Below are 26,451 nucleotides of genomic sequence, written 5' to 3'. Positions count from 1 at the left end.
TCTCATTTAAGGTGGCGGCCGCCATCAACAGGCAAGGTACGCCCTGTGATGTAGTTGCTATTTAGCAGCAGCTCTATGGTATTGATAATTTCTTGGCTGCCGGGCTCTAAGCCTAAGATTGATTTTTTTAAGGTTTTTTCACGGTATTCTGCACTGTCATGCTCATTAAAAATAATTAGCGAGGGTGCAATAGAATTTACTTTTACTTTAGGCGCAAGTTTTGCGGCAAATGATTTTGATAAGTTATCAAGCGCGGCTTTGCTCGCGGCATACGCAATGTGCTTTGGACTGCCTTTTTCGACCACATAATCGGTAAGATGGATGATATCGCTGTGGTGGCTTTCGGAGTTTTGCAAGAGTTCACCACATGCCATATTGATAAGGTAAGGGACTTTGCAGTGGATGCGCATCATATTATCAAATAACTGCGAGTAATCTGGATTGTTGTCTTCGCAGTCCCAGCTAGAGGCATTATGAATAATGGCCCGCAGCGACGAAGTTGTATTTCTTAATTGTTCAATAAAAGAAAAAATAGCGTCATCAGTCGAAAAATCGGCATACATACAAGTGACACCAGCAGCTTCTAATGCATCAATGCTGGCATGACGAGTGCGATAGGTAATGATTAAAGGCTGTGCTTGGCTAATTAAGTATTGCGCAAGTGCTAAGCCAATTCGTTGGCCTGCGCCGGTAATTAAAATCGGTGAATGCATTATTGTATAAAAATTCTTTACTATCTATTTGATTACTATAAACCAAAATGATTAATTAGTTTATGCCCAAAGACTTAATATTACGTTTTGTAATAAGGAAGCGATCAGTTCATCATCAAGCTGAGAAAAAACAGGTGAATTTGTTTTAAAAGTAAGCATAATGACAGCGTTTACCTTTTTGTTGTAGTGCTAACGTGTATAAAGTCATTAATCCTAAAACCAATCCTAAAATAGTGCCTTTTGCATTCACCTTATTGGTGTATCTAGTTTGGCTTCTTGGTCAAGGGCCGCAATCAGCGGTGGCTAATTTTGTCGCACAACTCAGCATTGCAATCACCATGATGTTTGGATCGTTTGTTGCTGGTGGCACTGCTTTAGGTGGTGGTGCGGTCGCATTTCCTGTAATGACTAAATTACTTGGGATTGAGCCTGCAACTGCAAAAGTATTTTCGTTAGCAATCCAAAGCTTTGGCATGACGGCGGCAAGCTTAACCATTATTTTTTGTGGGATCCGCTATTTTAAACAGGTGGTATTGTTTGCGCTCCTTGGTGCGATACCAGGGGTGATTATTAGCTTACTTTTTATTGCAGAGCACTTGCCTCGTCTGGCGACTAAAACGGTGTTTAGTGTGTTTTTGCTCGTTTTTTCATTTACTTTATTGCGACTGCATTTTACCCATAAAAACTTTCAAGAGCAGCCTGATTTACGCAGCCCATATTTAATAACCTTGGTTGGTTTTATTGGTGGTTTAGCCAGCGGCATTGTTGGCTCTGGTGCCGATATTATGGTGTTTGCGTTGTTGGTGCTTTTTTACAAAAAAGAATTAAAAGCTGCGACTGCGACATCCGTGATTATTATGGCTGCGACATCGATTGTTGGTTCTTGGTGTAATTTTGTCTTACTTGATGGCCTTACGCCGCAGATCAGTGCATTTTTATGGGCGGCAGTGCCTGTGGTGGTGATTGGTGCACCATTAGGGGCATTTGTGTGCGCAAAAGTGAAAGCGGGTGTATTGCTGAGCTTTTTACTCAGTTTAATTGTGCTTGAAGTAGGATTTACCAGCTTCGAATTGTTAAATCGGACCCTTTGATTGTAAGAAATAACGTCATATATATTCACATTTTTAATGCTTTTCGTGTTCAGCACAAAAAATTTCAACCCGATTACGGCCAGATTGTTTGGCTAAATAAAGTGCTTGGTCGGCTTTTTCGATAAGCTCTGCAGGTGAGTCATGTTGTTGATGACGCGCAATACCAAACGAAGCGCTGATTTTACGCAGATTAGCGCCAGTTTTACTGTCCTTTACGCTTAAGCGTTCTATCGCCACTCGCAGTGACTCCACAAAATCAAAACAGATTTGCTGCGAGCTATTTTGGCTGATAATACAAAACTCTTCTCCGCCAAATCGATAAGCAATATTCAGTTGGTCGCATTTATTATGTAGCATTTTAGCGACGATTTTTAATACTTGGTCGCCTTTTTGGTGGCCAAAATCGTCATTAAATTGTTTAAAATTATCAATATCAACAAAGGTGAGAAACAAGGACGAGTTACTTTTAGTATTACTACAAAGTTGTGTGATGTCGTCATCAAACGAGCCGCGGTTGAGCAAGCCTGTCAGTGCATCGTGAGTTGCATCTTGCTTGGTTTGTTTTAATTCAGCCCTTAAGCGTGATATCTCGGTGTGCGCTAAAGCTAACTTAGTTTGAAATAGCGATGTGGTATGTTGCATTGCTTTAGCTTCATTACTTAGTTTGTTCACCATTTCTAGCACTAAGTCAGTTAAGGTTTCGCTTTCTTTCGCTTCATCAAGGCTAGAATTACAGCTGGTTAATACCTCAGAGAATCCCATGGTTTGCTCTAAAGTATAGTGAATGTCTTGATTTACATTGCCAATTAAGCTCGATAATTCGTTTGCAATATCGTCATAGAGTTCAAGATCTTTTTCAGATAAAAACTGTTCAAATAACTCTCTGGAAAGAGCGGGTGGGCAGGTGCCGTAAGCTTTTAACGCGGCATTAAGTTTTTCGTTTAGCGCAGGCAGTTTTCCCGAGACAAAGGTATACCACAGAGCATAATTAGGTGGGGTAACGGCAATGTTATATTTCACCATTAAAGGAACCGCTTTGCGTAAACACTCCGCTGAGTGGTTCATCGTATTATTTAATTTATTACTCATATTCCACGCAGAATCATCGGAAAACATTGAATAAAGTCCTTCTTAACAAATCCTTTATCAATTGTGAGTGTAGTTAACGAATATCTAGTTGGATAAATTTTTGTGTTATTTTGGCATAAAAAAAGCGCCTAATAATTGAGGCGCTGATTGTTAATTTAGATAACCACTTGTTTAATCATAAATTGTAGGTATTGGTTGGCGTTTATGTTGTGTACGCTGATAAATTGCAATTAATTTTTCGGCAATTGCATCATCAACTGGTTTACCTTCAAGAAAATCATCTATTTGCTCATAGCTGACTCCTAGCGCATCTTCATCGGCAAGACCGGGTTTATCACACTCAAGATCGGCCGTTGGCACTTTGTTGACCAATAAGTCAGGAGCCCCTAAAGTTTTGGCTAATAAACGAACTTGCCGTTTTGATAAACCAAATAATGGCGCTAAATCACAGGCGCCATCGCCAAATTTAGTATAAAAGCCAGTGAGGTTTTCTGCGCTGTGATCGGTACCAACCACAAGGCCTGCTGTTAATCCTGCAATTTCATATTGAGCAACCATGCGTTGGCGAGCTTTTACATTGCCTTTGATAAAATCAACACTGCTAGGTGCAGGCAGAGAAAGCCCTGCGCTTGTGATAGCTTCAAGTGCTTGAGCGTGAATACCATCGGCACCGGCTTTAATATTTACTGTTAAGCGCTGATTAGGCTCAATAAAATCTACCGCTAACTGGGCTTCGGATTCATCTGCTTGAACACCATAAGGCAATCGCATGGCAATAAACTGATATTTATCAGTGGCAAACTCTTGATTAAGTTCATTAACAGCCAGTTGGCATAAACGGCCACATGTTGAAGAGTCAACGCCACCACTAATGCCAAGCACCAATGAGCGGCTGTGTGCGGCAAGTAATTTAGCTTTAATAAAATCAATTCGGCGTTTTATTTCAAAAGTCGGATCTATGGTAGGGAGTACTTTCATTTCGGCTAAGATGTGCGCTCGCATTGGCTCTCCTAAGCGGGTTATTAATATTGTCAGACGCGATAAAGTTTAAAGTAGCATTATCTGGCTTCAGTGCTTAAATTTAAAGTCCTAAGCTGAGTTTAATTTCTGCAACTTGGTGTTTTAAATCCGCGATTTCTTGTTTAAGTTCGTCGATCTCTAAGTTTAATGCTGCAACTTCATCATTCTGCTCTGCTGTTTGCAGCATATTTGATTGAGTTGCCGGTGCAAGTTCACTAAATAATTGACTGTAACGAGATTCGCGTTTGCCTGGTTCTCTTGGATGCTTGGCAACATAGCCTTGATTTATGAGGGCGTTGAGCGCTTCTTCTACCTCTTGTACGTTGCTAAATTCAGCCAGTCGATTAGTGCGGGTCCGTAATTCCCCAGGGGTTTGTGGGCCGCGTAGTAACATGACACAAATAATGGCTTTTTGTTGGGGAGTGAATTTTAAGCTGCCAAATTCGGTATTACAAAATCGGTGTGTATATTTGTCAACTCGCCCTGAGAATCCTTCCTCTTTGGTAACTAACCGGCTCGCAGCTAATTCGTCTAAGGTGTTTTGAATTTCAGATTCAGTTAAAGCAAGTACGGGTTCACGATTAGATTTTTGATTACAGGCATTAGCTAGACTGTTGACTGACATAGGATATTGCTCGGGTGTGGTCACTTCTTTTTCGAGCATGCAGCCAATTACACGTGCCTGTAACGGAGTGAGTATTAATTCCATCTTTTATACCTCTTAATGCTTTGAATCCACACTGTAAACGAGGCCATAACTGGATGCAATTAATAGCGAAATCCAATTGTTAAAAAAGCGAAGCTCTCTTTTTTATCTCGAAGGGGTTTGTTACGCGTTATTATTGATGTGTATAAATTTTCGTCATCTTAATATCATCAATTGTTGGTATTAACATCAGGTAAAAGTGTGCTAGTTTGGTTTGATAAATAGATAAAGTTGATTATGTATCTGGTTTTGCTACATAAATCACTAAATACAATAGGAAGGGAGTGGCGATGCTGCGGTTTTTTAAATGGTTAACATTTGGCTTAATCTTATTGGCTCTGCTCACAACGGCAGTTGTGTATGGCATTTTGACGTTGAGCTTACCGAGTTTATCGGGTAAGGGGCAAAGTGCGGTGTTAAGCGAAGCGGTTTCGATAGAGCGTGATGCGCTTGGCAGCGCTGTTATTGTGGCAAGAAATCGAGTTGATGCGGCTTATGCTTTAGGTTTTGCGCATGGTCAAGACCGTTTTTTTCAAATGGACTTGTTGCGTCGTAATGCTGCAGGAGAGCTTAGTGAGTTATTTGGTGCAGCGGCAATTAACCTCGATAAAACCATGCGTTTTCATCAATTACGTAAGCGTGCTACTGCAATTCTGGCCACTCTACCTGAGCGTGAGCAAAAAATATTAAATGCCTACAGTGAAGGCGTGAATGAAGCTCAAGCGCAAAGCTATCCGAGCTTTGAATATATTTTAACAGGTGCTGAGCGTAAACCATGGCAAGCAGCCGATAGCTTATTAGTTATTTATACTATGTACCTCGATTTACAAGCGGGTAACTTTGAGCGCGATTTAGTGCTAACTCAAATCGAGCAGCAATTTGGCAAAGAAATGTTGGCGTTTGTCACGCAACCAAGTCGATATCAAGCCGCACTCGATGGCAGTGAGATTGCAAAAGGCGAAGCTGCCATTCCTCAGCTAGCAAAACAAGTAAATAAAACCGTTGCATCCCAGCCGATTGCTGAACCGTTAGGAATTGGCAGTAATAACTGGGCGGTGACTGGGCAGTTAACGCAGTCGGGTCATGGCATGTTGTCCGATGACATGCACTTATCGATTGCAGTGCCGGTGATTTGGTATCGTGCTCAGTTAAATTATCAAGAAAACAACCAGGCACACCAAATTACTGGGGTGAGTCTACCGGGCGCACCGGCAATAGTGGTTGGCAGTAATGGCCATGTTGCTTGGGGATTTACCAATGGCTATTTAGATACAGCAGATTGGATAAAATTACCGAAAGATTATCAAACTCATGTTGAAATTGAGCAACTTGCCGTTGTTGATGGGACAGAGCAGGTCTATGAACTTGAGATGAGTGAATTTGGCCCAGTTAAAACGCTCAACGGTGAACGCTATGCACTGAGTTGGGTGGCGCACCAAAATTACGCAGTTGATATGGAATTATTGAAATTAGAGCAAGTGCATACCGTAGCGCAAGCGCTTGAAGTTGCCAAAACAATCGGGATCCCGGTGCAAAATATGTTGGTAGTTGATAATGCCGGTAATGCTGCTTGGCAGCCAACAGGGGCGGTTCCGGCTCGAACTAACCCAAGTGATGTGGCAATTGAATCGCAAGCGTATTCAAATTTATGGCAATACGATGCTGATGATCTTCCTTCTGTCTTAAATCCTGATAATCAGCGCTTATGGACGGGTAATTCGCGAGTAATTTCGGCTTCGCAATTAGCGCGGTTTGGTGATGGTGGTTATGCTATTGGCGCGCGAGCAGCACAAATTAGAGATCGTTTAAACGAAAAGCAGCAATTTAGTGAAAGCGATTTTTATAAAATTCAATTAGATAACGAGGCGCGTTTTTTAACGCAATGGCATGAGTTATTACTGACAACGTTAAAGCAACAGCCAGAGCGTTATGCGCTCGATATTGCTGAACTTGAAAACTGGCAAGCCTGTGCATGCCCTGAATCTGTTGGTTATACCTTAGTTCGGTATTATCGTAGTCGATTAATTGATACCGTTTTTGCAACGCTTGAGAGCAACTTAAGTGGCTCTGATTTATCGCTTAGTGCAATTAAAAGCAACTTAGAAACTCCGATTTGGCAACTCATTGCAGCACAGCCAAGTAGTTGGTTACCCGAAAAATATAGTTCGTGGCATGACTTGATGCGTGGCGCCTATGAAGAGATGCGTGATGACTTGTTAGTGCAATATGGTCAAAGTAAAAAAGCTTCTTTAAAAGTACTTAAATGGGGTGATGTGAATCAACTTAAAATTCAGCATCCATTTAGCAAACAAATGCCATTACTGAGCAATTTACTCGACATGCCAATGCATCAAGGTTTTGGTGATAGTTTTATGCCCGCAGTGCAAAAAACAAGTTTTGGCGCCTCGCAGCGCTTGTTTGTTCAGCCAGGGCTTGAGAGAAATGCAATTTTAACCTTGCCAGGTGGGCAGTCGGGCCATCCATTGTCGCCTTTTTACCGCGCTGGATTTGATGATTATGTTAATGGAGCGAATACGCCTTTATTACCAGGCGAGCGTTTATATCAAATTACCATTGAACCATCGACAAAGTAACGAACCTGAGTTCTCAATAAGATAAATTTATTATCCAGAACTCAAGTTAGCTAGGTTTAAAAAGTCAAAAGCCCTGAAGTAGCGATCCTTCAGGGCTTTTTAATTTGTTATGTCATGTTGAGTTTAGCGAAGCTCTGTTGGGATATTTTGCTGCGCCCAAGAAAGTAACTCAATACGGTTACGGCACTTTGTTTTACGAAATGCACTGTATAAATGCGTTTTAACGGTATGGGGGCTGATGCTTAACTCATCGGCTATTTCTTTGTTTTTACAACCTTTACTCATTAAAACAATAATCGCCTTTTCGCGCTTAGTCAGGCTGATAGGCTCAGCTAATGTATCAGTGAGTTGTAAAATATTGTCTTTATTAAAATGTAATAAACGACTCAGTGCATTGCACATAATATTACGGCGATACCAAAGCTGATTATCGAGTAATAAGCGAATGCCTTTCATTACCACATCGGCGTTGTCTGTGGCATAAAATACCCCACGGATCCCACTCAACAATGCGCGATTCGCCAATTCAGTATTTTCATTAATATTAAATAAAATGATATCGCAATCGACGGTTATGGCACGTAAATGATTTTGTAGTTGTTCCCATGCATTTTCAGCACTCGCTTCAATAAAAAGTAGTTTTGTTTGTTCTGCTATCGCTGCTGGATCATCACCATGCGTAACTTCAATACCTTGAGTTTTTAAAAGCGGTGATAAAACATCAAGCCCAATATTATTAATTGGGTTTTGCTCTAACAAAATAAATGCTGAACTTTTCATTATGGTGCTGCCCTAGCCAAAGTAATTCTATTTAGTACCTAATTCAGTGATTAGGTCGATTGTTGCAGAATCCTAACACACGATGTGATTATTTTGTATTGCTTTTTAGTAATAAGCTAATACTTTTATCTAGTTTGTGAAGTTATTTCATTTTATCTGCATATGGTGGCCAACCCATAGCTTTTCCAGCAAGCATATGTAAATGAATGTGATAAACCGTTTGGCCTCCATCCTCATTGCAATTCATAACAACGCGATAGCCTGAAGTGGCAAAACCCTTTTCTTTAGCCAGTTTTGCTGCAACACAATATAACTTGCCAATTAAATGCTGGTCTTGTTCGGTGATGTCATTAATGGTTGCAATTGCTTTTTTTGGAATAATTAATACATGAAAAGGTGCTTGAGGATTAATGTCTTCAAAAGCCAAGGTATCATCATCTTCATAAACGATAGTGGCTGGAATTTCTCGGTTAATGATTTTAGTAAAAATGGTTTCAGTGGTCATAAGGTCTGTTCCTCTAAATTGAGACACGAAAGCATAAGTCATTAAGGATAAAGAAAAAAGTAATTTTATTAATCAGATTCTTAGCAAACATTATTCTTTGGTCTTAGTTTAAAAATCAATTAGGGCGTTTCGGTTAAAAATTAGCTAAGTTATAGCAGGTTTTAAAAAATAGTCGGGAGATAAAATGATTAAGTTATTCGCGTGCGCACTCCTTTTACCAATGAGTGTTTTTGCCGCGGTATTAAAAGCGCCAGATGAGTTGGTTTTTTTAGCGGTGAATGACCAGCAGGTTGAAAAGTCATGGTTTAGTTCAGCCAATGAAGTAACGCTTTCACTCGGTAAAAATGTCGTTAAGCTAAAATATCTTGATTTATTTGAGGTGGATTATGATCAACATGAAATTGTTGAATCAGAACCTTTTTGGCTTGAAATAAATGTTATCGACGCAGATAAGCCCCTTAAAATAATGTTTAACAAGCCTGACTCCGTTGCTGCGGCTAAAGCGTTTGTCAGTGCACCCACAAAGCAACTTACTTTAGATGGAGGGCATCAACAACAGAATATTTTTGCTAGTAAGCCGCATCAAATAGTGAATAAAATCGATAGTAACCATTCTGCTGCTGAGCAAGTAAACCAGCCACTTCCTTTACTCGTCAAGGCAAGCACTCAGCAAGGGAGTGAGCCAAATGCCTTAAACATGCTTGAATTTTGGTGGCAACAAGCAAGCATTGAGCAGCAAAAAGCATTTTTAAACCAAATAGCGAAAGATAAATAATGCTGTAATAAAAAAGGCCGCGAACGGCCTTTTTTATTTTACTCGAGCAACTTATTGAAATAATGCGTCAATAGTGCCTTGAGCTAATGGGTGGTAAGTATTACGCGCTTTTTGATATACCGCGTTCGCCCATTGTTTTTTATCATGTGCAATCAATGTTTTATACAAAGGTACAATCAATTTACGACGGCCAATGCCTGATAAATGTTTATCAAGTGCTGGATAAATTTCATTGTAGCCATTGCCAACTGCAAGCATAAACCATGCAAAAGCGATTTCTGCATTGCCCGATTGAGTGAGTTTAAATGCACCATCAAGCTCAGTCATTTGTGCAAGTGATAAATCACGTGGCAAAGTATTTATAAAATGCAGCCACTCATGCACTGTCCACTGGTCGGTTGGTAGGCTGCTGAGAGTTGCTTGGCCTGCTAACCATGCTTGGCTATTGGCGTTTACTTTATCGAAGGTATCTGAGACTGGGTTTGGTGCGTCAGCTGGTAAACCCGGCTGATAAATCCACTCGTTTACTTTATCCATGCTAACGATATTTGGATATTTGTTGATTAGGTTACTTTCTAAATACGTAACAAATTCTTTTGTTGTTAATGATTTAAATGAAAAATCATGGAAGTATTGTTTAACAAAGACATCAAATTTGTCACGGCCAAAGTGTTGCTCTAAGTAAATGAGGAATAACTGGCCCTTAATGTAAGGTACGCTACTAAATGCATCATCCGGATCGCGGCCATTTAATTTAAGATTTAAAATGGTGTCGCCTTCAGGCAGGGTTGGTAGTAATTTTTTCAGACCTGCCGATTCTAATGATTGCTCCATCAGTGCGCGGTCGCGACCATACACTTCTTCCATAATGCGGTTTTCAACATAAGAGGTGAAACCTTCGTTTAACCAAAGATCTTCCCATGTCGCATTAGTGACTAAATTACCAGACCAAGAATGGGCTAGCTCATGCGCAATTAAGCTCACTAAGCTTTTATCACCAGCAACAACAGTCGGGGTGATAAATGATAAACGTGGATTTTCCATGCCGCCAAATGGAAAGCTTGGTGGCAACATGAGTAAGTCGTAGCGACCCCAAGCATATTCACCATACATTTTATTGGTTTTGTCGATCATTGCCTGAGTATCATCAAATTCAGCTACCGCTGCGGCTAAAATGGTTGGCTCTGCATAAATGGCAGTTTGATGCGACATTTGCTGGTATTCAAGGTTACCCGCACCAAATGCAATTAAATATGGAGGAATAGCTTGTGGCATATCAAAGTGGAAATCACCATCTTTAAATTGCGCATCTTTGTTGTCAGCACTCATTACCGCACGCACGTCTTTTGGTGTTTGAATGCGGGCATTATAGGTTACACGCATAGCTGGCGTATCTTGAATTGGCATCCAGCTACGGGCATGAATCGCTTGCGATTGGCTGTAAACAAATGGTTGAGTTTTACTTGCTGTTTGCTCTGGAGTTAACCATTGCAGGCCTGAAGCTTGAGGTAAAGAGTTGTAATAAACACGCACTAACTTGGCTTGTTCTTTTAAGTTAATCGTCAGTTTACTGCCTTTAACATCATTTCGAGCTGCCAGAGTAAATTTTGCAGGGTGCCAAAGTTTATCAGCCCCTTTGTACATTACTTTGTCAATTTCAAGATCGCGAGTATCTAAAATAAGCTGTTTGGCTTGTTTATTGTGCCAACTTAAGGTGTGCTCAATAAACCCTTCAAGTTCTTTTTTATTAAAGTTAATGGCAACATCAAGATAGACATGCGTTGAATGAACTTGATCTAAGTTCGCGTAGCTGTGTTGGTCTTGAGCTACAACAACAGCGGACTGGCTGAGTAAGAGTGCAGCAAAAATAGTGTTAAGTTTCATAGGTTCCTTGAACGAGTTGAAATGAACAATGGCTCTACTATATACCACAGCTTGGGCTTTGCGGTAAGATATTCAAATTATTGCTTTAGAGAATTCGCCTTTGCTTTCGTTACAATCCCTTCATACATTTGCACTACCTGCACACGCTTCTACCCTTATAAAAATTGTTGATCCAATGCAATTACAACACTGTGATTTTACTCAACCATTTGTCGTACTAGGTGGTGGCAGTAATACATTATTTCTTGCGGATTTTTCAGGTGAAGTACTGCAGATTGCAAATTTAGGCATTGAAATTAACGAAAATGACGAAGCGTTTAATCTTCATGTTTCAGCTGGTGAAAATTGGCATCAATTGGTTCGTTTCACCTTAGATAATGCCATGCCCGGCCTTGAGAACTTAGCGTTAATTCCGGGGCTTTGTGGTGCGGCTCCGGTGCAAAATATTGGTGCGTATGGCGTTGAATTAAAAGATTTTTTACAATATGTTGATGGTTTTAATATTGAAACGAAGCAGTTTGAGCGTTTAAGCGCCAGCGAATGCCAATTAGCCTATCGCGACTCTATTTTTAAACATGCTTTAAAAGATAAGTTTATTATTACTGCAATTGGATTATCGCTTACAAAAGTGTGGCAACCACGCTGTGAATATGGTCCTTTAAAGGCATTGAGTGATGCGAGCGCAGAACAAATATTCGAACAAGTTATAAAAATTCGCAGTAGTAAATTGCCAGATCCGACCAAAATAGCCAATGCAGGAAGCTTCTTTAAAAATCCGATTATTGAGCATACTCAATTAAATGCACTTTTACCTCAATTTCCGGAGCTTGTTTATTATCCAGTAGATAGCGAAACAGTAAAAGTTGCGGCGGGCTGGCTAATTGAACAGTGTGACTTAAAAGGGTTTCGTATTGCTGGCATTGAAGTGAATCCACTGCAGGCCTTAGTGCTGCTTAATCATGGCCAAAGCACAGGACAAGATGTGATTGCTATGATTAATACCATCCAAACTAAGGTATATCGACAGTTTAAAATTCAGCTGCAGCACGAAGTCAGGTTGATAGGGGATAGCCAAGAGTTAACGATTGAGGTGGCACCATGTTAATACTAAAAGGCAATAAGCTGGCTGTTTTAAATTACTTGCAGCAGGGTGAGTTTGTTTCTGGTGAATGGTTGGGTCTACAGCTTGGTATCAGCAGGGCCGCGGTCGCTAAACACATTCAATCATTACAAGAGTTAGGTTTGGATATTTTTAAAGTGACGGGAAAAGGATATCGACTTAATACCGCGTTTGAATTATTAAACCAGCAGCGGATAGAGCAATATTATAAGGCTCAAAGCGAGGGGGTAGCCCAGTTTGAGTTATTTCCCGTCATAGATTCAACTAATTCAGAGTTAATGCGACGTATTCAAAGTGGGCAATTGCCCGATTCGGGCACTGTGGTGGTATCGGAAAGTCAAACTGCAGGGCGTGGGCGACGCGGCCGGCAGTGGCAATCACCTTTTGGGTCTAATTTGTACTTTAGCTATTACTGGTTACTGGATGATGGTTTACAAGCTGCAATGGGTGTGAGTATTGCTGTGGGTTTAGCTGTTTATGACGCGTTAAAAGCCTTGTATCAAATTGATGTGCAATTGAAATGGCCAAACGATATTTTAGTGCATGAGCAAAAATTAGCGGGCGTTCTGGTTGAGCTTGATGGTCAGCCTGATGGACCTTGTCATTTAGTGATAGGTATTGGTTTAAATTTAAATATGCCTGTTACTGCATCAGCCAATATTGATCAAGCATGGACAGATTTGGCTTTATTGGGCTGTGAAGTCGATAAAAGTAAACTAGTAGCTGTTTTAACTCATTGTTTAGAACAAAGACTTAAGCAGTATCGTCAATCGGGATTAGATGAAATGCATCAGCAATGGAATCAGGTTCATGCGTTTCAAGGGCAAAGAGTAAACCTAATTACTGGTCTGCGTAGCTGGCAAGGTATTTGTGAAGGCATCGATCCGCAAGGTGGTATTAAAATTCGCCAAAATGGAGAAGTAAAAAGTTATTTTGGTGGTGAAATTTCATTAAGGAAAGTGGTTGATGATTTTACTTATTGATGTTGGCAATACGGCGTTAAAAGCTGTGTTATACCATCAGCAGCAGTTATCTGCTTTATCCCAAGCACAATTAAATCAACTTGATTGGAGTAAGGTTACGGCTTTAGTTTATAGTGCCGTGCGCCAATCACCTGCATTGACTGATCTGCTTGCTAAAGCAAACACCCATCAAGTTAGCTGCGTATGCGCAAGCGTCACAAGTACAATTGCGGGAATCAAATGCGCATATCCAATAGTCAAAAACTTAGGAATAGACCGCTGGCTTGCCGTGCTTGCTGCAGTGTCTCTTTATCCAAATGAAAATGTAGTGGTGGTAGATTCTGGCACCGCTACGACAATCGATTTATTATCTAAAGATAAACAGCATCTAGGCGGATGGATTTTACCTGGGTTGGATTTAATGGTTGATGCTGTGACTGCTCGCACCGAAAAAGTATTTACTGATTTAAGTACGCCTTATGCCTCCGAATTGGGCACTAACACGCCTCAAGCATTAAAAAATGGTTGTTTAATGAGCACTCGAGGTGCCGTTGAATTCGCCAAAACAAAATTTAGTGAGAAAAGTCGTATTTTATTTACCGGTGGTAACGGTCAGTTATTAAAAAAAGAGTATTCATCTGGTGATTTTAATCAGCAATTATTGTTTATCGGATTGCTGTTTTGGTATGAAAATCAATCAATTTGACGGCTTTATGCAAAGGTTTGTGTAAAACTTGTGCGGTTAAATGAAAAAAATGCATTTTTTTTAATTTAATGGTTGCATCGCTTAGGTCCTTGTTCTAATATCTCGCCCCGTAATAAGCGACGCCGACTTAGCTCAGCTGGTAGAGCAACTGACTTGTAATCAGTAGGTCATCCGTTCGACTCGGATAGTCGGCACCATACTTCTTGGGCTTAATAAGAAGTACGCTTTAGAAGAATTTGTGTGGAGGGGTTCCCGAGCGGCCAAAGGGATCAGACTGTAAATCTGACGGCTCTGCCTTCGCTGGTTCGAATCCAGCTCCCTCCACCACTTATTATCTTGACGGCTTGAGGTAGTTAAGAACAGGTTCCTAAAGCGGGCATCGTATAATGGCTATTACCTCAGCCTTCCAAGCTGATGATGCGGGTTCGATTCCCGCTGCCCGCTCCAGTTTCTGGTGTTTGCTGATATAGCTCAGTCGGTAGAGCGCACCCTTGGTAAGGGTGAGGTCGGCAGTTCGACTCTGCCTATCAGCACCAGTTCTTCACCTTCGTTCATACCTTCCTATTTGTTGTCATAAAAAATATTCATTGAAAGAATATGCTTACCACCGTAAGCGTTAATCCGTAATCTGAAATAAAACTTATAGGTTCCGTCATGGCAAAAGAAAAGTTTCAACGTACAAAACCGCACGTAAACGTAGGTACAATCGGCCACGTTGACCACGGTAAAACAACTCTAACTGCAGCAATCACAAACGTATTAGCGAAGCATTACGGTGGTCAAGCAAAAGATTTCGCCTCAATCGATAACGCTCCAGAAGAGCGCGAGCGCGGTATCACAATCAATACATCACACGTTGAGTATGATACACCATCACGTCACTACGCACACGTAGACTGCCCAGGCCATGCTGACTATGTTAAAAACATGATCACTGGTGCTGCACAAATGGACGGCGCTATCCTAGTTGTAGCTGCAACAGATGGTCCAATGCCACAAACACGTGAGCACATCCTTTTATCTCGCCAAGTAGGCGTACCTTACATCATCGTATTCATGAACAAATGTGACATGGTTGATGATGAAGAGTTACTAGAATTAGTAGAGATGGAAGTACGTGAATTATTGTCTGAGTATGATTTCCCAGGTGATGATTTACCACTAATCCAAGGTTCTGCATTAAGAGCGTTAGAAGGCGATGCGGCATGGGAAGAGAAAATTCTTGAGTTGGCAGCAGCTTTAGATTCTTACATTCCAGAGCCAGAGCGTGCAATTGATAAGCCATTCATCATGCCTATCGAAGACGTATTCTCAATCCAAGGCCGTGGTACAGTAGTAACAGGTCGTGTAGAAGCGGGTATCGTAAACGTAGGTAACGAAGTAGCAATCATCGGTATCAAAGATACAGTAATTACTACTTGTACAGGTGTAGAAATGTTCCGTAAATTACTAGACGAAGGTCGTGCTGGTGAGAACATTGGTGCATTGTTACGTGGAACTAAACGTGAAGACGTAGAACGTGGTCAAGTATTAGCAAAACCAGGTTCAATCACGCCACACACAAAATTCGTATCAGAAGTATACGTATTAAGCAAAAACGAAGGTGGTCGTCATACACCATTCTTCAAAGGTTACCGTCCACAGTTCTACTTCCGTACAACAGACGTGACAGGTAATGTAGAGTTACCAGAAGGCGTAGAAATGGTAATGCCAGGCGACAACATCAAGATGACAGTAGAGTTAATCTGCCCAATCGCGATGAACGAAGGCTTACGTTTCGCAATCCGTGAGGGTGGCCGTACAGTAGGTGCTGGTGTAGTAGCACAAATCATCGAGTAATAGTTAGTCAGCTAACGAATTACGATAGAAGGTCGCGCAAGCGGCCTTTTTCAATTGCTGGACTATAGTATTTATCTTTTGTGTATCTAGCGGGTCAACTGCGAATAAAAGATTTGAATTTAAATAGTTACAATTTTTTGAAAGCACGAAAGAAAGGGGCGAAGCAGGGGTTTGGGTTATTAAAGTAAATAAATATATTTACTAAATCATCATTACTGGTGATTTTTTATCACATAACCTTTATAATGCCGCTGTTTTTTGCGACAAACATCTGATGATGTTCAACGTCAGTGTGATATACTGGCACAGAATATATTTTTTTTATAGAGTAAAACAATGGCAGATTTATCAAAATATAGAAATATTGGTATCTTCGCTCACGTTGACGCTGGTAAAACAACGACGACAGAACGAATTTTGAAGCTTACTGGTATGATTCATAAGATCGGTGAAGTACATGACGGTGAATCAACAACAGACTTCATGGTACAAGAAGCTGAGCGTGGTATTACAATTCAGTCTGCTGCTGTAAGTTGCTTCTGGAATAATCACCGTTTTAACGTTATCGATACTCCTGGACACGTTGACTTCACAGTAGAAGTTTACCGTTCATTAAAAGTACTTGACGGTGGTATCGGAGTATTCTGTGGTTCAGGCGGTGTAGAGCCTCAATCAGAAACTAACTGGCGTTATGCAAATGAGTCTGAAGTTGCACGTATCATCTTCGTAAATAAATTAGACCGTATGGGTGCTGATTTCTTACGCGTAGTTGGTCAAGTTAAAAAAGTACTTGCAGCTAATGCACTTGTGATGACATTACCAATTGGTATCGAAGATCAATTTACAGGTGTTGTAGACTTATTATCTCGTAAAGCGTTCATTTGGGATGACTCAGGTCTTCCTGAAAACTACAAAGTTGAAGATGTTCCTGCGGACATGGTTGACTTAGTAGAAGAATATCGCGAAATGTTAATCGAAACTGCTGTTGAGCAAGACGATGACTTGTTAGAAGCGTATATGGAAGGTGAAGAGCCTTCAATGGATGATATCAAGCGTTGTATCCGTACAGGTACTCGCAAATTAGCATTCTTCCCAACATACTGTGGTTCTGCTTTCAAAAACAAAGGCATGCAATTATTGCTAGATGCTGTTGTTGATTACTTACCGAACCCAACAGAAGTTGATCCACAGCCTCTTACAGATGCTGAAGGTACTCCTACTGGTGAATTCGCGATCGTATCTGCTGATCTACCTTTAAAAGCATTAGCTTTTAAAATAATGGATGACCGTTTTGGTGCACTAACATTCGTACGTATCTATGCTGGTAAATTAAACAAAGGCGATACGATACTTAACTCTGCAACGGGTAAAACTGAACGTATCGGCCGCATGGTTGAAATGCAAGCAAACGACCGTAATGAAATCGAAAGCGCGCAAGCGGGTGATATCATTGCAATCGTTGGTATGAAAAACGTTCAAACTGGTCATACCTTATGTGATATTAAGCACGAATGTACATTAGAGGCAATGGTTTTCCCTGATCCTGTAATTTCAATCGCTGTTAAGCCAAAAGATAAAAATGGTTCAGAAAAAATGGGTATCGCAATCGGTAAAATGATTGCTGAAGATCCATCTTTCCGTGTTGAAACTGATGAAGATTCAGGTGAAACCATTCTTAAAGGTATGGGTGAGTTACACTTAGATATCAAAGTTGATATTCTTAAGCGTACTTATGGCGTAGAGCTAATTGTTGGTCAACCACAAGTTGCTTACCGTGAAACTATCACTCGTGAAATCGAAGATAGCTACACGCATAAGAAACAATCTGGTGGTTCTGGTCAATTCGGTAAGATTGATTACTTCATTCGTCCAGGTGCTCCTGGTACGGGTTATGTATTTAAATCTTCAGTTGTTGGTGGTAACGTTCCTAAGGAATACTTCCCAGCAGTTGAGAAAGGCTTCAAGTTAATGATGGGTACAGGTGTACTTGCTGGCTTCCCAGTACTTGACGTTGAAGTTGAATTAACGGATGGTGGATTCCACGCCGTGGATTCGTCTGCAATCGCATTCGAAATCGCAGCTAAAGGTGCATTCCGTCAATCAATCCCTAAAGCGGCTCCTCAGTTAATTGAACCAATCATGAAAGTGGATGTGTTCACACCTGAAGATCACGTAGGTGACGTAATCGGTGACCTTAACCGTCGTCGTGGTATGATCAAAGATCAAGAGCCAGGCGCAACAGGTATCCGTATCAAAGCTGACGTACCATTATCAGAAATGTTTGGTTACATCGGTACTTTACGTACAATGACTTCTGGCCGTGGCCAGTTCTCAATGGAATTCTCGCATTACTTACCATGTCCTGCGAACGTTGCTGAGAAAGTTATTGCTGACGTTAAAGCACTTAAAGCAGCTAAGGCTTAATACCCTGTAGTTTAAAAGCTGTAAAAAAAACCCAGAGCTTGCTCTGGGTTTTTGTTTTTAAGGCAAGTGCAAAAGTAAAAAGTATCCTAACGAATTGAGTCAGAAATAATGGATTGATTGGCATTTGCTCTTGTTTTCGTTGATATCGTCAGTATAATGACAACCACTTTGCAGGGGCGTAGTTCCAATTGGTAGAACAGCGGTCTCCAAAACCGACGGTTGGGAGTTCGAATCTCTCCGCCCCTGCCAATTTTAGACCAGTCTAAAGCTAACAGTGTGTTATCGGTTAGCATGTTTTTAAGTTTAGATTGAAAGGATTAACCCTGTCACAGACGGGGTTGTTGTGTCTGTAGTTAAGGTGAAAAAATTATGAGCACCAATGTTGAAACCCCATCAAGCTCGATGGATGCGTTAAAATGGCTGGTTACCTTTGCATTATTAAGCGGAGCTGTAGTTGGTAATTTTGTGTTTGAAGAGTTATCTGTACTGATCCGTGCTGTAGGAATTGTAGCTGCAATTGGCGCAGCACTAGCTACCGCAGCTCAAACCGAAAAAGGTCGCACTTTTATTGCTTTTGCTAAAGAAGCTCGTATTGAAGTACGCAAGGTTGTTTGGCCAACTCGCCAAGAAACCTTGCACACAACATTTATAGTAATGATAGCTACAGTAGTAATGGCATTAATCCTATGGGGATTAGATGGTGCATTATTTCGTATTGTTGGCTTTTTAACTGGCTTGGAGATCTAATCCCATGACGGATGAGAATAAAGAAGTAAAATTACGCTGGTATGTAATCCAAGCGTTCTCTGGTTTTGAAAAACGTGTTCAGCAAACTATTCTTGAGCACATTAGAATCCAGAACTTAGAGCACTTCTTTGGTGAGATTTTAGTGCCGACAGAAGAAGTTGTCGAAATGCGTGCAGGTCAAAAACGCAAATCAGAACGTAAATTCTTTCCTGGTTATGTTTTAGTACAAATGGATATGAATGACGCGAGTTGGCATTTAGTTAATAGTATTCCTCGTGTGATGGGTTTTATTGGCGGAACAAAAGAACGTCCTGCACCAATTAGCTCAAAAGAAGCTGACCGCATTCTTAACCGTTTACAAGAAAATGCTGATTCTCCAAAACCAGCGACCTTGTTTGAGCCAGGTGAAGTGGTACGTGTTACTGATGGTCCATTTGCTGATTTTACCGGTGTGGTTGAAGAAGTGGATTATGAGAAAAGCCGCGTAAAAGTGTCGGTACTTATTTTTGGTCGCTCGACACCTGTTGAATTAGAATTTGGCCAAGTTGAAGCTGAAAAATAATTTTACGCTGTAAAGAGTTGAAAAAGGCCGCTGGTTAACTTATAATCAGCGGCCTTTTTACGTTCAACCGAATGTAAATTGTATTTTAAACATGGGAAGCCGTTAGAGTACGCGTCCTCGCGCGCACAAGGCTAAGACCCACTTAATGAGGTATTTATCATGGCTAAAAAAGTTGAAGCTCTAATCAAGCTACAAGTAGCAGCTGGTATGGCTAACCCAAGCCCACCAGTAGGTCCAGCTCTAGGTCAACGTGGTGTTAACATCATGGAATTCTGTAAAGCGTTCAACGCACGTACAGAATCTATGGAAAAAGGTGCACCAGTTCCTGTAGTTATTTCTGTTTACGGCGACCGTTCATTCACTTTCGAAATGAAAACTCCTCCAGCAACTTACCTTCTTAAGAAGGCTGCTGGTATCAAGTCTGGTTCTGCTCGTGCAAACACAGTTAAAGTTGGTACAGTAACTCGTGCTCAACTTGAAGACATCGTTAAAGCTAAGCAAACTGATTTAACAGCTGCTGATCTTGAAGCGGGTGTTCGTACAATCGCAGGTTCTGCGCGTTCAATCGGCTTAGTGGTAGAGGGTTAATAGAAATGGCTAAACTTACTAAACGTATGCGTGTTATCCGTGACAAAGTTGATAGCACTAAAGAATATGAAATTAATGACGCAGTTGCGTTATTAAAAGAATTAGCAACTGCTAAATTCGTTGAAAGTGTTGACGTTGCTGTTAACCTTGGTATCGATGCTCGTAAATCAGACCAAAACGTTCGTGGTGCTACAGTGTTACCACACGGTACAGGTCGTGACGTACGTGTAGCTGTTTTCACTCAAGGTGCAAACGCTGAAGCTGCTAAAGCTGCTGGTGCAGAATTAGTTGGTATGGAAGATCTTGCTGATTTAGTTAAAAAAGGCGAGATGAATTTTGACGTAGTAATCGCATCACCAGACGCTATGCGTGTTGTTGGTCAATTAGGTCAAATCTTAGGCCCACGTGGTTTAATGCCAAATCCAAAAACTGGTACTGTAACACCTAATGTTGCTGAAGCAGTTAAAAACGCGAAAGCGGGTCAAGTACGTTACCGTAATGACAAGAACGGCATCATCCATACTACATTGGGTAAAGTGACGTTCGAAGCAAACCAAATTCAAGAAAATCTTGAAGCGTTAATCGTAGCGCTTAAGAAGGCTAAGCCTTCTCAAGCAAAAGGTGTTTTCATCAAGAAAGTAACCATCTCTACGACTATGGGTGCTGGTGTTGCTGTTGATCAAGCAACTTTAACTGCAAACGTAGCTTAAAGTGTTTACATGGTGCAAAATTTAATCTATAATTTCGCACCATTTTTGTTGAACTTAAACCTTCAATAAATAAAAAATTCGGGTTGAAGTCCATAATTTCGCTAGGTCATTGGCTGATGCGATAAATTGGGCTTCCGTCCAAGACCGTAGGTGCTTTCAAGTAATTGAAAACTTAATTTTCCTACGTAGACGGTGTGAATCCCCAGATAGATTTTTCCTAATCTTCTGGCTCTCGCCGTAAAAAGCATCTTCAACCATTTTAGGTTGAAGTAGAGTAAACAGGGGGAAACCCCTAATTAGAACCAGGAGTAACACCCATGGCCATTAATCTTCAAGACAAAAAAGCAATTGTTGCTGAAGTTCAAGAAGCTGCCAAAGGTGCTCTATCTGCAGTTGTTGCAGATTCTCGTGGTGTAACTGTTGGCGCAATCACTGCACTTCGTAAAGAAGCACGTGAAGCTGGCGTTTGGATGAGAGTTGTTCGTAACACTCTTGCTAAGCGTGCGGTTGAAGGTACTCCTTTTGAGTGTTTAAGTGAGTCATTAGTTGGTCCAAGCTTAATTGCTTTTTCTTCTGAGCACCCAGGTGCTGCAGCGCGTATTTTTTCTGAATTCGCAAAGAAAAACAAATTATTTGAGCTTAAAGTTGCCGCTTTTGATGGCCAAGTTGTTAACGTAGATATGCTTGCTAAGCTACCTACTTACGACGAAGCAGTTGCACGCTTAATGAGCGCTATGAAAGAAGCGTCTGCTGGTAAATTGTGTAAAACAATTGAAGCAGTACGTGTACAAAAAGAAGAGCAAGCAGCTTAATTTTATAAGCAATTGTTTTTTATTGGTGTAATATATTTTTTAGAGTCTTATCTAATAAGATTCATATAAATTAGGAAATTTGAAATGTCTGTAACTAAAGACCAAATCCTTGACGCGATTGCAGCTATGTCTGTAATGGAAGTTGTTGAACTAGTTCAAGCAATGGAAGAAAAATTCGGCGTAACTGCTGCTGCTGGTGTTGTTGTTGCTGCTGCTGCTGAAGCTGTTGAAGAGAAAACTGAATTTGACGTTATCCTAGCTGAAGCTGGCGCTAACAAAGTTGGTGCTATCAAAGCTGTTCGTGCTGCTACAGGTTTAGGCCTTAAAGAAGCTAAAGCTTTAGTTGAAGCTGCTCCAACTCCAATTAAAGAAGGCGTTTCTAAAGCTGACGCTGAAGCACTTAAGAAAGAGCTTGAAGAAGCTGGTGCTAAAGTTGAGATCAAGTAATCTAGCATTTGCTAGGTTACCTGCCTGATTTTTCAGGTAAGGGCTGGTGATTATTTAATCACCGGCCTTTTTGCGCTGTAGAGTGTTGTATTCTACAGCGCAAAAAAACTACTGAATAAAGTAATGATTTCATGCGTAGTTGATGAAGTATTCTTTTATTTAGTAGTTCACAAAGTTGTACAAATTCTTGGCATAGTTGCCAGTTAGTCTGCTCTATACGGAGCAGGTAGGGTCAAAGATCAGCAAGCTGAGGAACCCCATGGCTTACTCTTATTCTGAAAAGAAACGTATCCGTAAGGATTTTGGTAAACGCCCACAGGTGTTAGATATACCTTTTCTACTGTCGACACAGTTGGAATCGTTCAAGAAATTCTTGAGTCCGGACGCTGAAGGCAATCACGGCTTGGAAGCTGCTTTCCGTTCCGTTTTTCCTATTAAAAGTTACTCGGGTAATTCTGAGCTACAATACGTAAGTTATCGTATTGGCGAGCCAGTATTCGATGTAAAGGAATGTCAAATTCGCGGTGTGACTTATTCTGCTCCACTTCGCGTTAAATTGCGTTTGGTGTTAATGGATAAAGAAGCACCAGGCACAGTTAAAGACATTAAAGAGCAAGAAGTCTACATGGGCGAAATTCCGCTCATGACAGATACCGGTACTTTTGTTATCAATGGTACTGAGCGTGTAATCGTTTCTCAGCTACACCGTAGCCCTGGTGTATTCTTTGATAACGACCGCGGCAAAACTCACTCATCTGGAAAAGTGCTTTATAATGCACGTGTTATTCCTTACCGTGGTTCATGGTTAGATTTTGAGTTTGATGCCAAAGATAATTTATACGTACGTATTGACCGTCGTCGTAAATTACCAGCGAGTATTATTCTTCGTGCATTAGATTTTTCAAATGAAGAGATTTTAAAGATCTTCTTTGAAACGACTGCATTTGAAATCGCTAACGGTAAAGTCATGATGGAATTAGTGCCGTCACGTTTACGTGGTGAAGTTGCACAATTCGAAATCAAAGATAACGATGGTGAAGTAGTTGTTGAAAAAGGTCGCCGTATTACAGCGCGCCACATTAAACAACTAGAAAAAGAACAAGTTAATAGTTTAGAAGTACCACACGAATATATTATCGGTCGTGTTGTTGCGCGTAACTATATCAGCGAAGACAGCGGTGAAATTATCGCTGAGGCAAATGCTGAGTTAACTCTTGAGTTAATGGCTGAGCTTGTTAAAGCTGGATTCAATCGTATTGATACGCTTTATATCAATGACGTAGACAGTGGTGCTTACATGTCAGATACATTACGTATCGACTCAACCACAAACCGTCTAGAAGCGTTAGTTGAAATCTACCGTATGATGCGTCCTGGTGAGCCACCAACGCGTGATGCTGCAGAAGCTTTATTCCAAAACTTATTCTTTTCTGAAGAGCGCTATGACTTATCGACTGTAGGTCGTATGAAGTTCAATAGCCGTGTTGATAACCCTGAAGGTACGGGTGACGGCACACTAAGTAAAGAAGACATCGTTGCAGTTATGAAGGTATTAATCGACATTCGTAACGGTAAAGGTGATGTGGATGATATCGACCATTTAGGTAACCGTCGTATTCGTTCTGTTGGTGAAATGGCTGAGAACCAATTCCGTGTAGGCTTAGTTCGTGTAGAACGTGCTGTACGTGAGCGTTTAAGCTTAGGTGATCTTGATGCAATCATGCCACAAGATTTAATCAATGCTAAACCTATTTCTGCTGCTGTTAAAGAATTCTTTGGTTCTTCACAGTTATCTCAGTTCATGGACCAAAACAACCCGTTATCAGAAGTGACGCACAAACGTCGTATTTCTGCATTAGGACCGGGCGGTTTAACGCGTGAGCGTGCAGGCTTCGAAGTACGTGACGTTCACGTTACTCACTACGGTCGTGTATGTCCAATCGAAACACCAGAGGGACCAAACATCGGTCTTATCAACTCGTTATCGTGTTATGCACGTACGAACGAATTTGGTTTCCTAGAGACGCCTTATCGTAAAGTTGTTGATGGTGTTGTGACTGACGATGTTGATTACTTATCAGCTATCGAAGAAGGTCGCTTTGTAATCGCTCAGGCGAATGCAAATTTAAATGAAAATAATGAATTTTTAGAAGATTTAATCCCGTGCCGTTTTAAAGGTGAATCAACCTTTATGGGCAAAACTGACATGCAATATATGGACGTATCACCACAGCAGGTAATTTCTGTTGCGGCGGCACTTATTCCATTCCTTGAACACGATGATGCTAACCGTGCATTAATGGGTTCAAACATGCAACGTCAAGCTGTTCCTACATTACGTGCTGATAAGCCGTTAGTAGGTACCGGTATTGAAATGACTTTAGCAAAAGATTCAGGTGTAACGATCGTTGCAAAACGTGGTGGCCAAGTCACTTACGCGGATGCGAGCCGTATCGTTGTTAACGTTAATGAAAATGAGCGTATTGCCGGCGAAGCGGGTATCGACATTTATAACTTAACAAAATACACCCGTTCTAACCAAAACACGTGTATCAACCAAAAGCCTACGGTAATGGTTGGTGAGCCAGTCACTCGTGGTGACGTGTTAGCTGATGGTCCTTCAACTGATTTAGGTGATCTTGCGTTAGGTCAAAACTTGCGCGTGGCATTCATGCCATGGAATGGTTATAACTTCGAAGATTCTATCTTGTTATCTGAGCGTGTTGTTCAAGAAGATCGTTTAACCACGATCCATATTCAAGAACTTCAGTGTATTGCTCGTGACACTAAATTAGGTTCAGAAGAAATCACAGCTGATATTCCAAACGTAGGTGAATCTGCGTTAGGTAAGTTAGATGAATCTGGTGTTGTTTATATCGGTGCTGAAGTGAAAGGCGGCGATATTCTAGTAGGTAAAGTAACACCTAAAGGTGAAACTCAGCTTACTCCAGAAGAGAAATTACTTCGCGCTATTTTCGGCGAAAAAGCGTCAGACGTTAAAGATAGCTCACTTCGTGTACCAAACTCTGTAACGGGTACGGTAATCGATGTACAAGTCTTTACACGTGATGGTGTTGAAAAAGATAAACGTGCACTTGAAATCGAAGATATGCAACTTCGTGAAGCGAAAAAAGACTTCAACGAAGAATTCCGTATCCTAGAAGCAGGTGTAGTTGCACGAGCTCGCCAATTATTAGTTGGTGCTGGCTTTGATGAAGAAAAATTATTAGGTTTATCTTCAGAAAAAGTATTAACGCAAAGTTTAGCTGACGAAGAAAAACAAGCTGAATTAGAGCAACTTGCAGCTCAATATGACGAACTTAAAGCTGAGTACGATAAAAAGTTTGAAGTTAAACGTCGTAAAATTACCCAAGGTGATGATTTAGCACCTGGCGTATTAAAAATCGTTAAAGTTTATTTAGCCGTTAAACGTCGTATCCAACCAGGTGATAAGATGGCTGGTCGTCACGGTAACAAAGGTGTTATCTCGACAATCGTGCCAGTAGAAGATATGCCATACGATGACAAAGGTCGTACGGTAGACATCGTTCTAAATCCACTGGGTGTACCATCACGTATGAACATCGGTCAGATCCTTGAAACTCATATGGGTCTTGCTGCACGTGGTATCGGTGAACGTATCGAAGAGATGATCAAAGAGCAGCGTGCATTGCATGAATTACGTGAATTCATCCAAAAAGCTTACTCTTTAGGTGATTGTCGTCAAAAAGTAGATATCTCAACCTTTACAGATGATGAAGTACGTCGTTTAGCACACCACTTACGTGGTGGTCTTCCAATTGCAACTCCGGCATTCGATGGCGCTAAAGAAAGCGAAATCAAAGAAATGCTTGAGTTAGGTGGTTATCCAACCAGTGGTCAGGTTACGCTTTATGATGGCCGTACTGGTGATAAGTTTGAGCGTCAAGTAACTGTTGGTTACATGTACATGTTAAAACTTAACCACTTAGTTGATGACAAGATGCATGCGCGTTCTACCGGTTCTTATAGCTTAGTGACTCAACAGCCGTTGGGTGGTAAAGCACAGTTCGGTGGTCAACGTTTCGGTGAGATGGAGGTATGGGCACTAGAAGCATACGGTGCTGCCTACACATTACAAGAAATGCTAACTGTTAAGTCTGATGATGTGAACGGTCGTACTAAGATGTATAAGAACATCGTCGACGGTAACCATCAGATGGAACCTGGTATGCCGGAATCATTCAATGTATTGTTGAAAGAGATCCGCTCGCTAGGTATCAACATCGAGTTGGAAGAGATATAAGTCGAACTAGTGTGCAAGTTGCACAATTAGCGGACTAAATGAATGGGGGGGCGAATTCGCCCCCAAGATTAAACTCCGACAGGAGAGCTAAG

Annotated in this window: 22 protein-coding genes and 5 tRNA genes; 20 read left to right on the top strand and 7 right to left on the bottom strand. The window is 41.0% G+C overall.

The window, feature by feature from the left end; genetic code table 11:
• Positions 1-2: 2 nt before the first annotated feature.
• Entirely contained in the window at positions 3-713 is a 711-nt protein-coding gene (gene folM / locus PTUN_RS16645; RefSeq protein ID WP_009840747.1) for a dihydromonapterin reductase, read from the bottom strand.
• Positions 714-907: 194 nt separating this feature from the next.
• Here folM and PTUN_RS16640 point away from each other — a divergent pair, with 194 nt between their 5' ends.
• Positions 908-1,804, top strand: coding sequence for a sulfite exporter TauE/SafE family protein (locus PTUN_RS16640; RefSeq protein ID WP_009840748.1), 897 nt, complete (start codon positions 908-910; stop codon positions 1,802-1,804).
• A gap of 33 nt (positions 1,805-1,837) precedes the next feature.
• Here PTUN_RS16640 and PTUN_RS16635 read toward each other — a convergent pair whose 3' ends face one another.
• The 3 genes from PTUN_RS16635 to PTUN_RS16625 form a co-directional block, all read right to left on the bottom strand.
• Positions 1,838-2,920 carry a GGDEF domain-containing protein gene (locus PTUN_RS16635; protein WP_009840749.1) on the bottom strand — a complete coding sequence of 361 codons (1,083 nt, stop codon included), beginning with the start codon at positions 2,918-2,920 and terminating at the stop codon, positions 1,838-1,840.
• 144 nt (positions 2,921-3,064) lie between these two features.
• Complete coding sequence (nadE, locus tag PTUN_RS16630) at positions 3,065-3,895, bottom strand: ammonia-dependent NAD(+) synthetase (RefSeq protein WP_009840750.1); 831 nt, start codon at positions 3,893-3,895, stop codon at positions 3,065-3,067.
• A 79-nt stretch (positions 3,896-3,974) separates the two neighbouring features.
• Positions 3,975-4,622 (bottom strand): YceH family protein, encoded by a 648-nt coding sequence (locus PTUN_RS16625; RefSeq protein WP_009840751.1) that lies wholly within the window; start codon positions 4,620-4,622, stop codon positions 3,975-3,977.
• Between the two features lie 287 nt (positions 4,623-4,909).
• On the opposite strand from PTUN_RS16625, the gene PTUN_RS16620 reads away from it, so the two are divergent.
• Positions 4,910-7,213: a penicillin acylase family protein gene (locus PTUN_RS16620; RefSeq protein ID WP_009840752.1), complete on the top strand. Its 2,304-nt coding sequence runs from the start codon at positions 4,910-4,912 to the stop codon at positions 7,211-7,213.
• Positions 7,214-7,336: 123 nt separating this feature from the next.
• Here the strand turns inward: PTUN_RS16620 and PTUN_RS16615 are convergent, their stop codons facing one another.
• A complete protein-coding gene (locus PTUN_RS16615) occupies positions 7,337-7,993 on the bottom strand; it encodes a helix-turn-helix transcriptional regulator (protein ID WP_009840753.1) in 657 nt (218 codons plus the stop codon).
• A gap of 142 nt (positions 7,994-8,135) precedes the next feature.
• A complete protein-coding gene (locus PTUN_RS16610; RefSeq protein WP_009840754.1) occupies positions 8,136-8,498 on the bottom strand; it encodes a histidine triad nucleotide-binding protein in 363 nt (120 codons plus the stop codon).
• Positions 8,499-8,682: 184 nt separating this feature from the next.
• Here PTUN_RS16610 and PTUN_RS16605 point away from each other — a divergent pair, with 184 nt between their 5' ends.
• The gene (locus PTUN_RS16605) at positions 8,683-9,273 is read left to right on the top strand and encodes a DUF2057 family protein (protein ID WP_009840755.1); all 591 of its coding nucleotides are present in this window, start codon (positions 8,683-8,685) and stop codon (positions 9,271-9,273) included.
• A gap of 51 nt (positions 9,274-9,324) precedes the next feature.
• Here the strand turns inward: PTUN_RS16605 and PTUN_RS16600 are convergent, their stop codons facing one another.
• Positions 9,325-11,157 (bottom strand): M1 family metallopeptidase, encoded by a 1,833-nt coding sequence (locus PTUN_RS16600; RefSeq protein ID WP_009840756.1) that lies wholly within the window; start codon positions 11,155-11,157, stop codon positions 9,325-9,327.
• 100 nt (positions 11,158-11,257) lie between these two features.
• Between PTUN_RS16600 and murB the strand changes: the two genes are divergently transcribed.
• The 17 genes from murB to rpoB all read left to right on the top strand — a co-directional run bounded on the left by murB (position 11,258) and on the right by rpoB (position 26,359).
• A complete protein-coding gene (gene murB, locus PTUN_RS16595; RefSeq protein WP_040644377.1) occupies positions 11,258-12,262 on the top strand; it encodes a UDP-N-acetylmuramate dehydrogenase in 1,005 nt (334 codons plus the stop codon).
• Entirely contained in the window at positions 12,256-13,260 is a 1,005-nt protein-coding gene (gene birA, locus PTUN_RS16590) for a bifunctional biotin--[acetyl-CoA-carboxylase] ligase/biotin operon repressor BirA (protein WP_009840758.1), read from the top strand. Before murB ends, birA begins: the two co-directional genes overlap by 7 nt.
• Complete coding sequence (locus PTUN_RS16585) at positions 13,244-13,945, top strand: type III pantothenate kinase (protein WP_096035258.1); 702 nt, start codon at positions 13,244-13,246, stop codon at positions 13,943-13,945. The genes birA and PTUN_RS16585 overlap by 17 nt, the downstream gene beginning before the upstream one ends.
• Positions 13,946-14,066: 121 nt before the next feature.
• Positions 14,067-14,142 (top strand) — tRNA-Thr (locus PTUN_RS16580).
• 45 nt (positions 14,143-14,187) lie between these two features.
• Positions 14,188-14,272, top strand: a tRNA-Tyr gene (locus PTUN_RS16575).
• A 45-nt stretch (positions 14,273-14,317) separates the two neighbouring features.
• Positions 14,318-14,392, top strand: a tRNA-Gly gene (locus PTUN_RS16570).
• Positions 14,393-14,405: 13 nt separating this feature from the next.
• Positions 14,406-14,481, top strand: a tRNA-Thr gene (locus PTUN_RS16565).
• A 118-nt stretch (positions 14,482-14,599) separates the two neighbouring features.
• Positions 14,600-15,784 (top strand): elongation factor Tu, encoded by a 1,185-nt coding sequence (tuf, locus tag PTUN_RS16560; RefSeq protein ID WP_009840797.1) that lies wholly within the window; start codon positions 14,600-14,602, stop codon positions 15,782-15,784.
• A gap of 336 nt (positions 15,785-16,120) precedes the next feature.
• Positions 16,121-18,208 carry an elongation factor G gene (gene fusA, locus PTUN_RS16555; protein ID WP_009840784.1) on the top strand — a complete coding sequence of 696 codons (2,088 nt, stop codon included), beginning with the start codon at positions 16,121-16,123 and terminating at the stop codon, positions 18,206-18,208.
• A gap of 172 nt (positions 18,209-18,380) precedes the next feature.
• Positions 18,381-18,457: transfer RNA gene (locus tag PTUN_RS16550), tRNA-Trp, on the top strand.
• Between the two features lie 120 nt (positions 18,458-18,577).
• Positions 18,578-18,955 carry a preprotein translocase subunit SecE gene (gene secE / locus PTUN_RS16545; RefSeq protein ID WP_009840786.1) on the top strand — a complete coding sequence of 126 codons (378 nt, stop codon included), beginning with the start codon at positions 18,578-18,580 and terminating at the stop codon, positions 18,953-18,955.
• Positions 18,956-18,959: 4 nt separating this feature from the next.
• A complete protein-coding gene (gene nusG / locus PTUN_RS16540; RefSeq protein ID WP_009840787.1) occupies positions 18,960-19,517 on the top strand; it encodes a transcription termination/antitermination protein NusG in 558 nt (185 codons plus the stop codon).
• A 159-nt stretch (positions 19,518-19,676) separates the two neighbouring features.
• Entirely contained in the window at positions 19,677-20,105 is a 429-nt protein-coding gene (gene rplK / locus PTUN_RS16535) for a 50S ribosomal protein L11 (protein ID WP_009840788.1), read from the top strand.
• A gap of 5 nt (positions 20,106-20,110) precedes the next feature.
• Complete coding sequence (gene rplA / locus PTUN_RS16530) at positions 20,111-20,815, top strand: 50S ribosomal protein L1 (RefSeq protein WP_009840789.1); 705 nt, start codon at positions 20,111-20,113, stop codon at positions 20,813-20,815.
• Positions 20,816-21,132: 317 nt separating this feature from the next.
• Positions 21,133-21,627 carry a 50S ribosomal protein L10 gene (rplJ, locus tag PTUN_RS16525; RefSeq protein ID WP_009840790.1) on the top strand — a complete coding sequence of 165 codons (495 nt, stop codon included), beginning with the start codon at positions 21,133-21,135 and terminating at the stop codon, positions 21,625-21,627.
• Positions 21,628-21,711: 84 nt separating this feature from the next.
• Entirely contained in the window at positions 21,712-22,074 is a 363-nt protein-coding gene (gene rplL, locus PTUN_RS16520; protein WP_009840791.1) for a 50S ribosomal protein L7/L12, read from the top strand.
• 259 nt (positions 22,075-22,333) lie between these two features.
• Positions 22,334-26,359 carry a DNA-directed RNA polymerase subunit beta gene (gene rpoB / locus PTUN_RS16515; RefSeq protein ID WP_009840792.1) on the top strand — a complete coding sequence of 1,342 codons (4,026 nt, stop codon included), beginning with the start codon at positions 22,334-22,336 and terminating at the stop codon, positions 26,357-26,359.
• The last annotated feature ends 92 nt before the right edge of the window (positions 26,360-26,451 follow it).

Source organism: Pseudoalteromonas tunicata, from assembly GCF_002310815.1.
Taxonomy (GTDB): Bacteria; Pseudomonadota; Gammaproteobacteria; order Enterobacterales; family Alteromonadaceae; genus Pseudoalteromonas; species Pseudoalteromonas tunicata.
The sequence above is the reverse complement of the archived record's forward strand: the minus strand, read 5'-3'. Positions and strand labels throughout refer to the sequence as shown.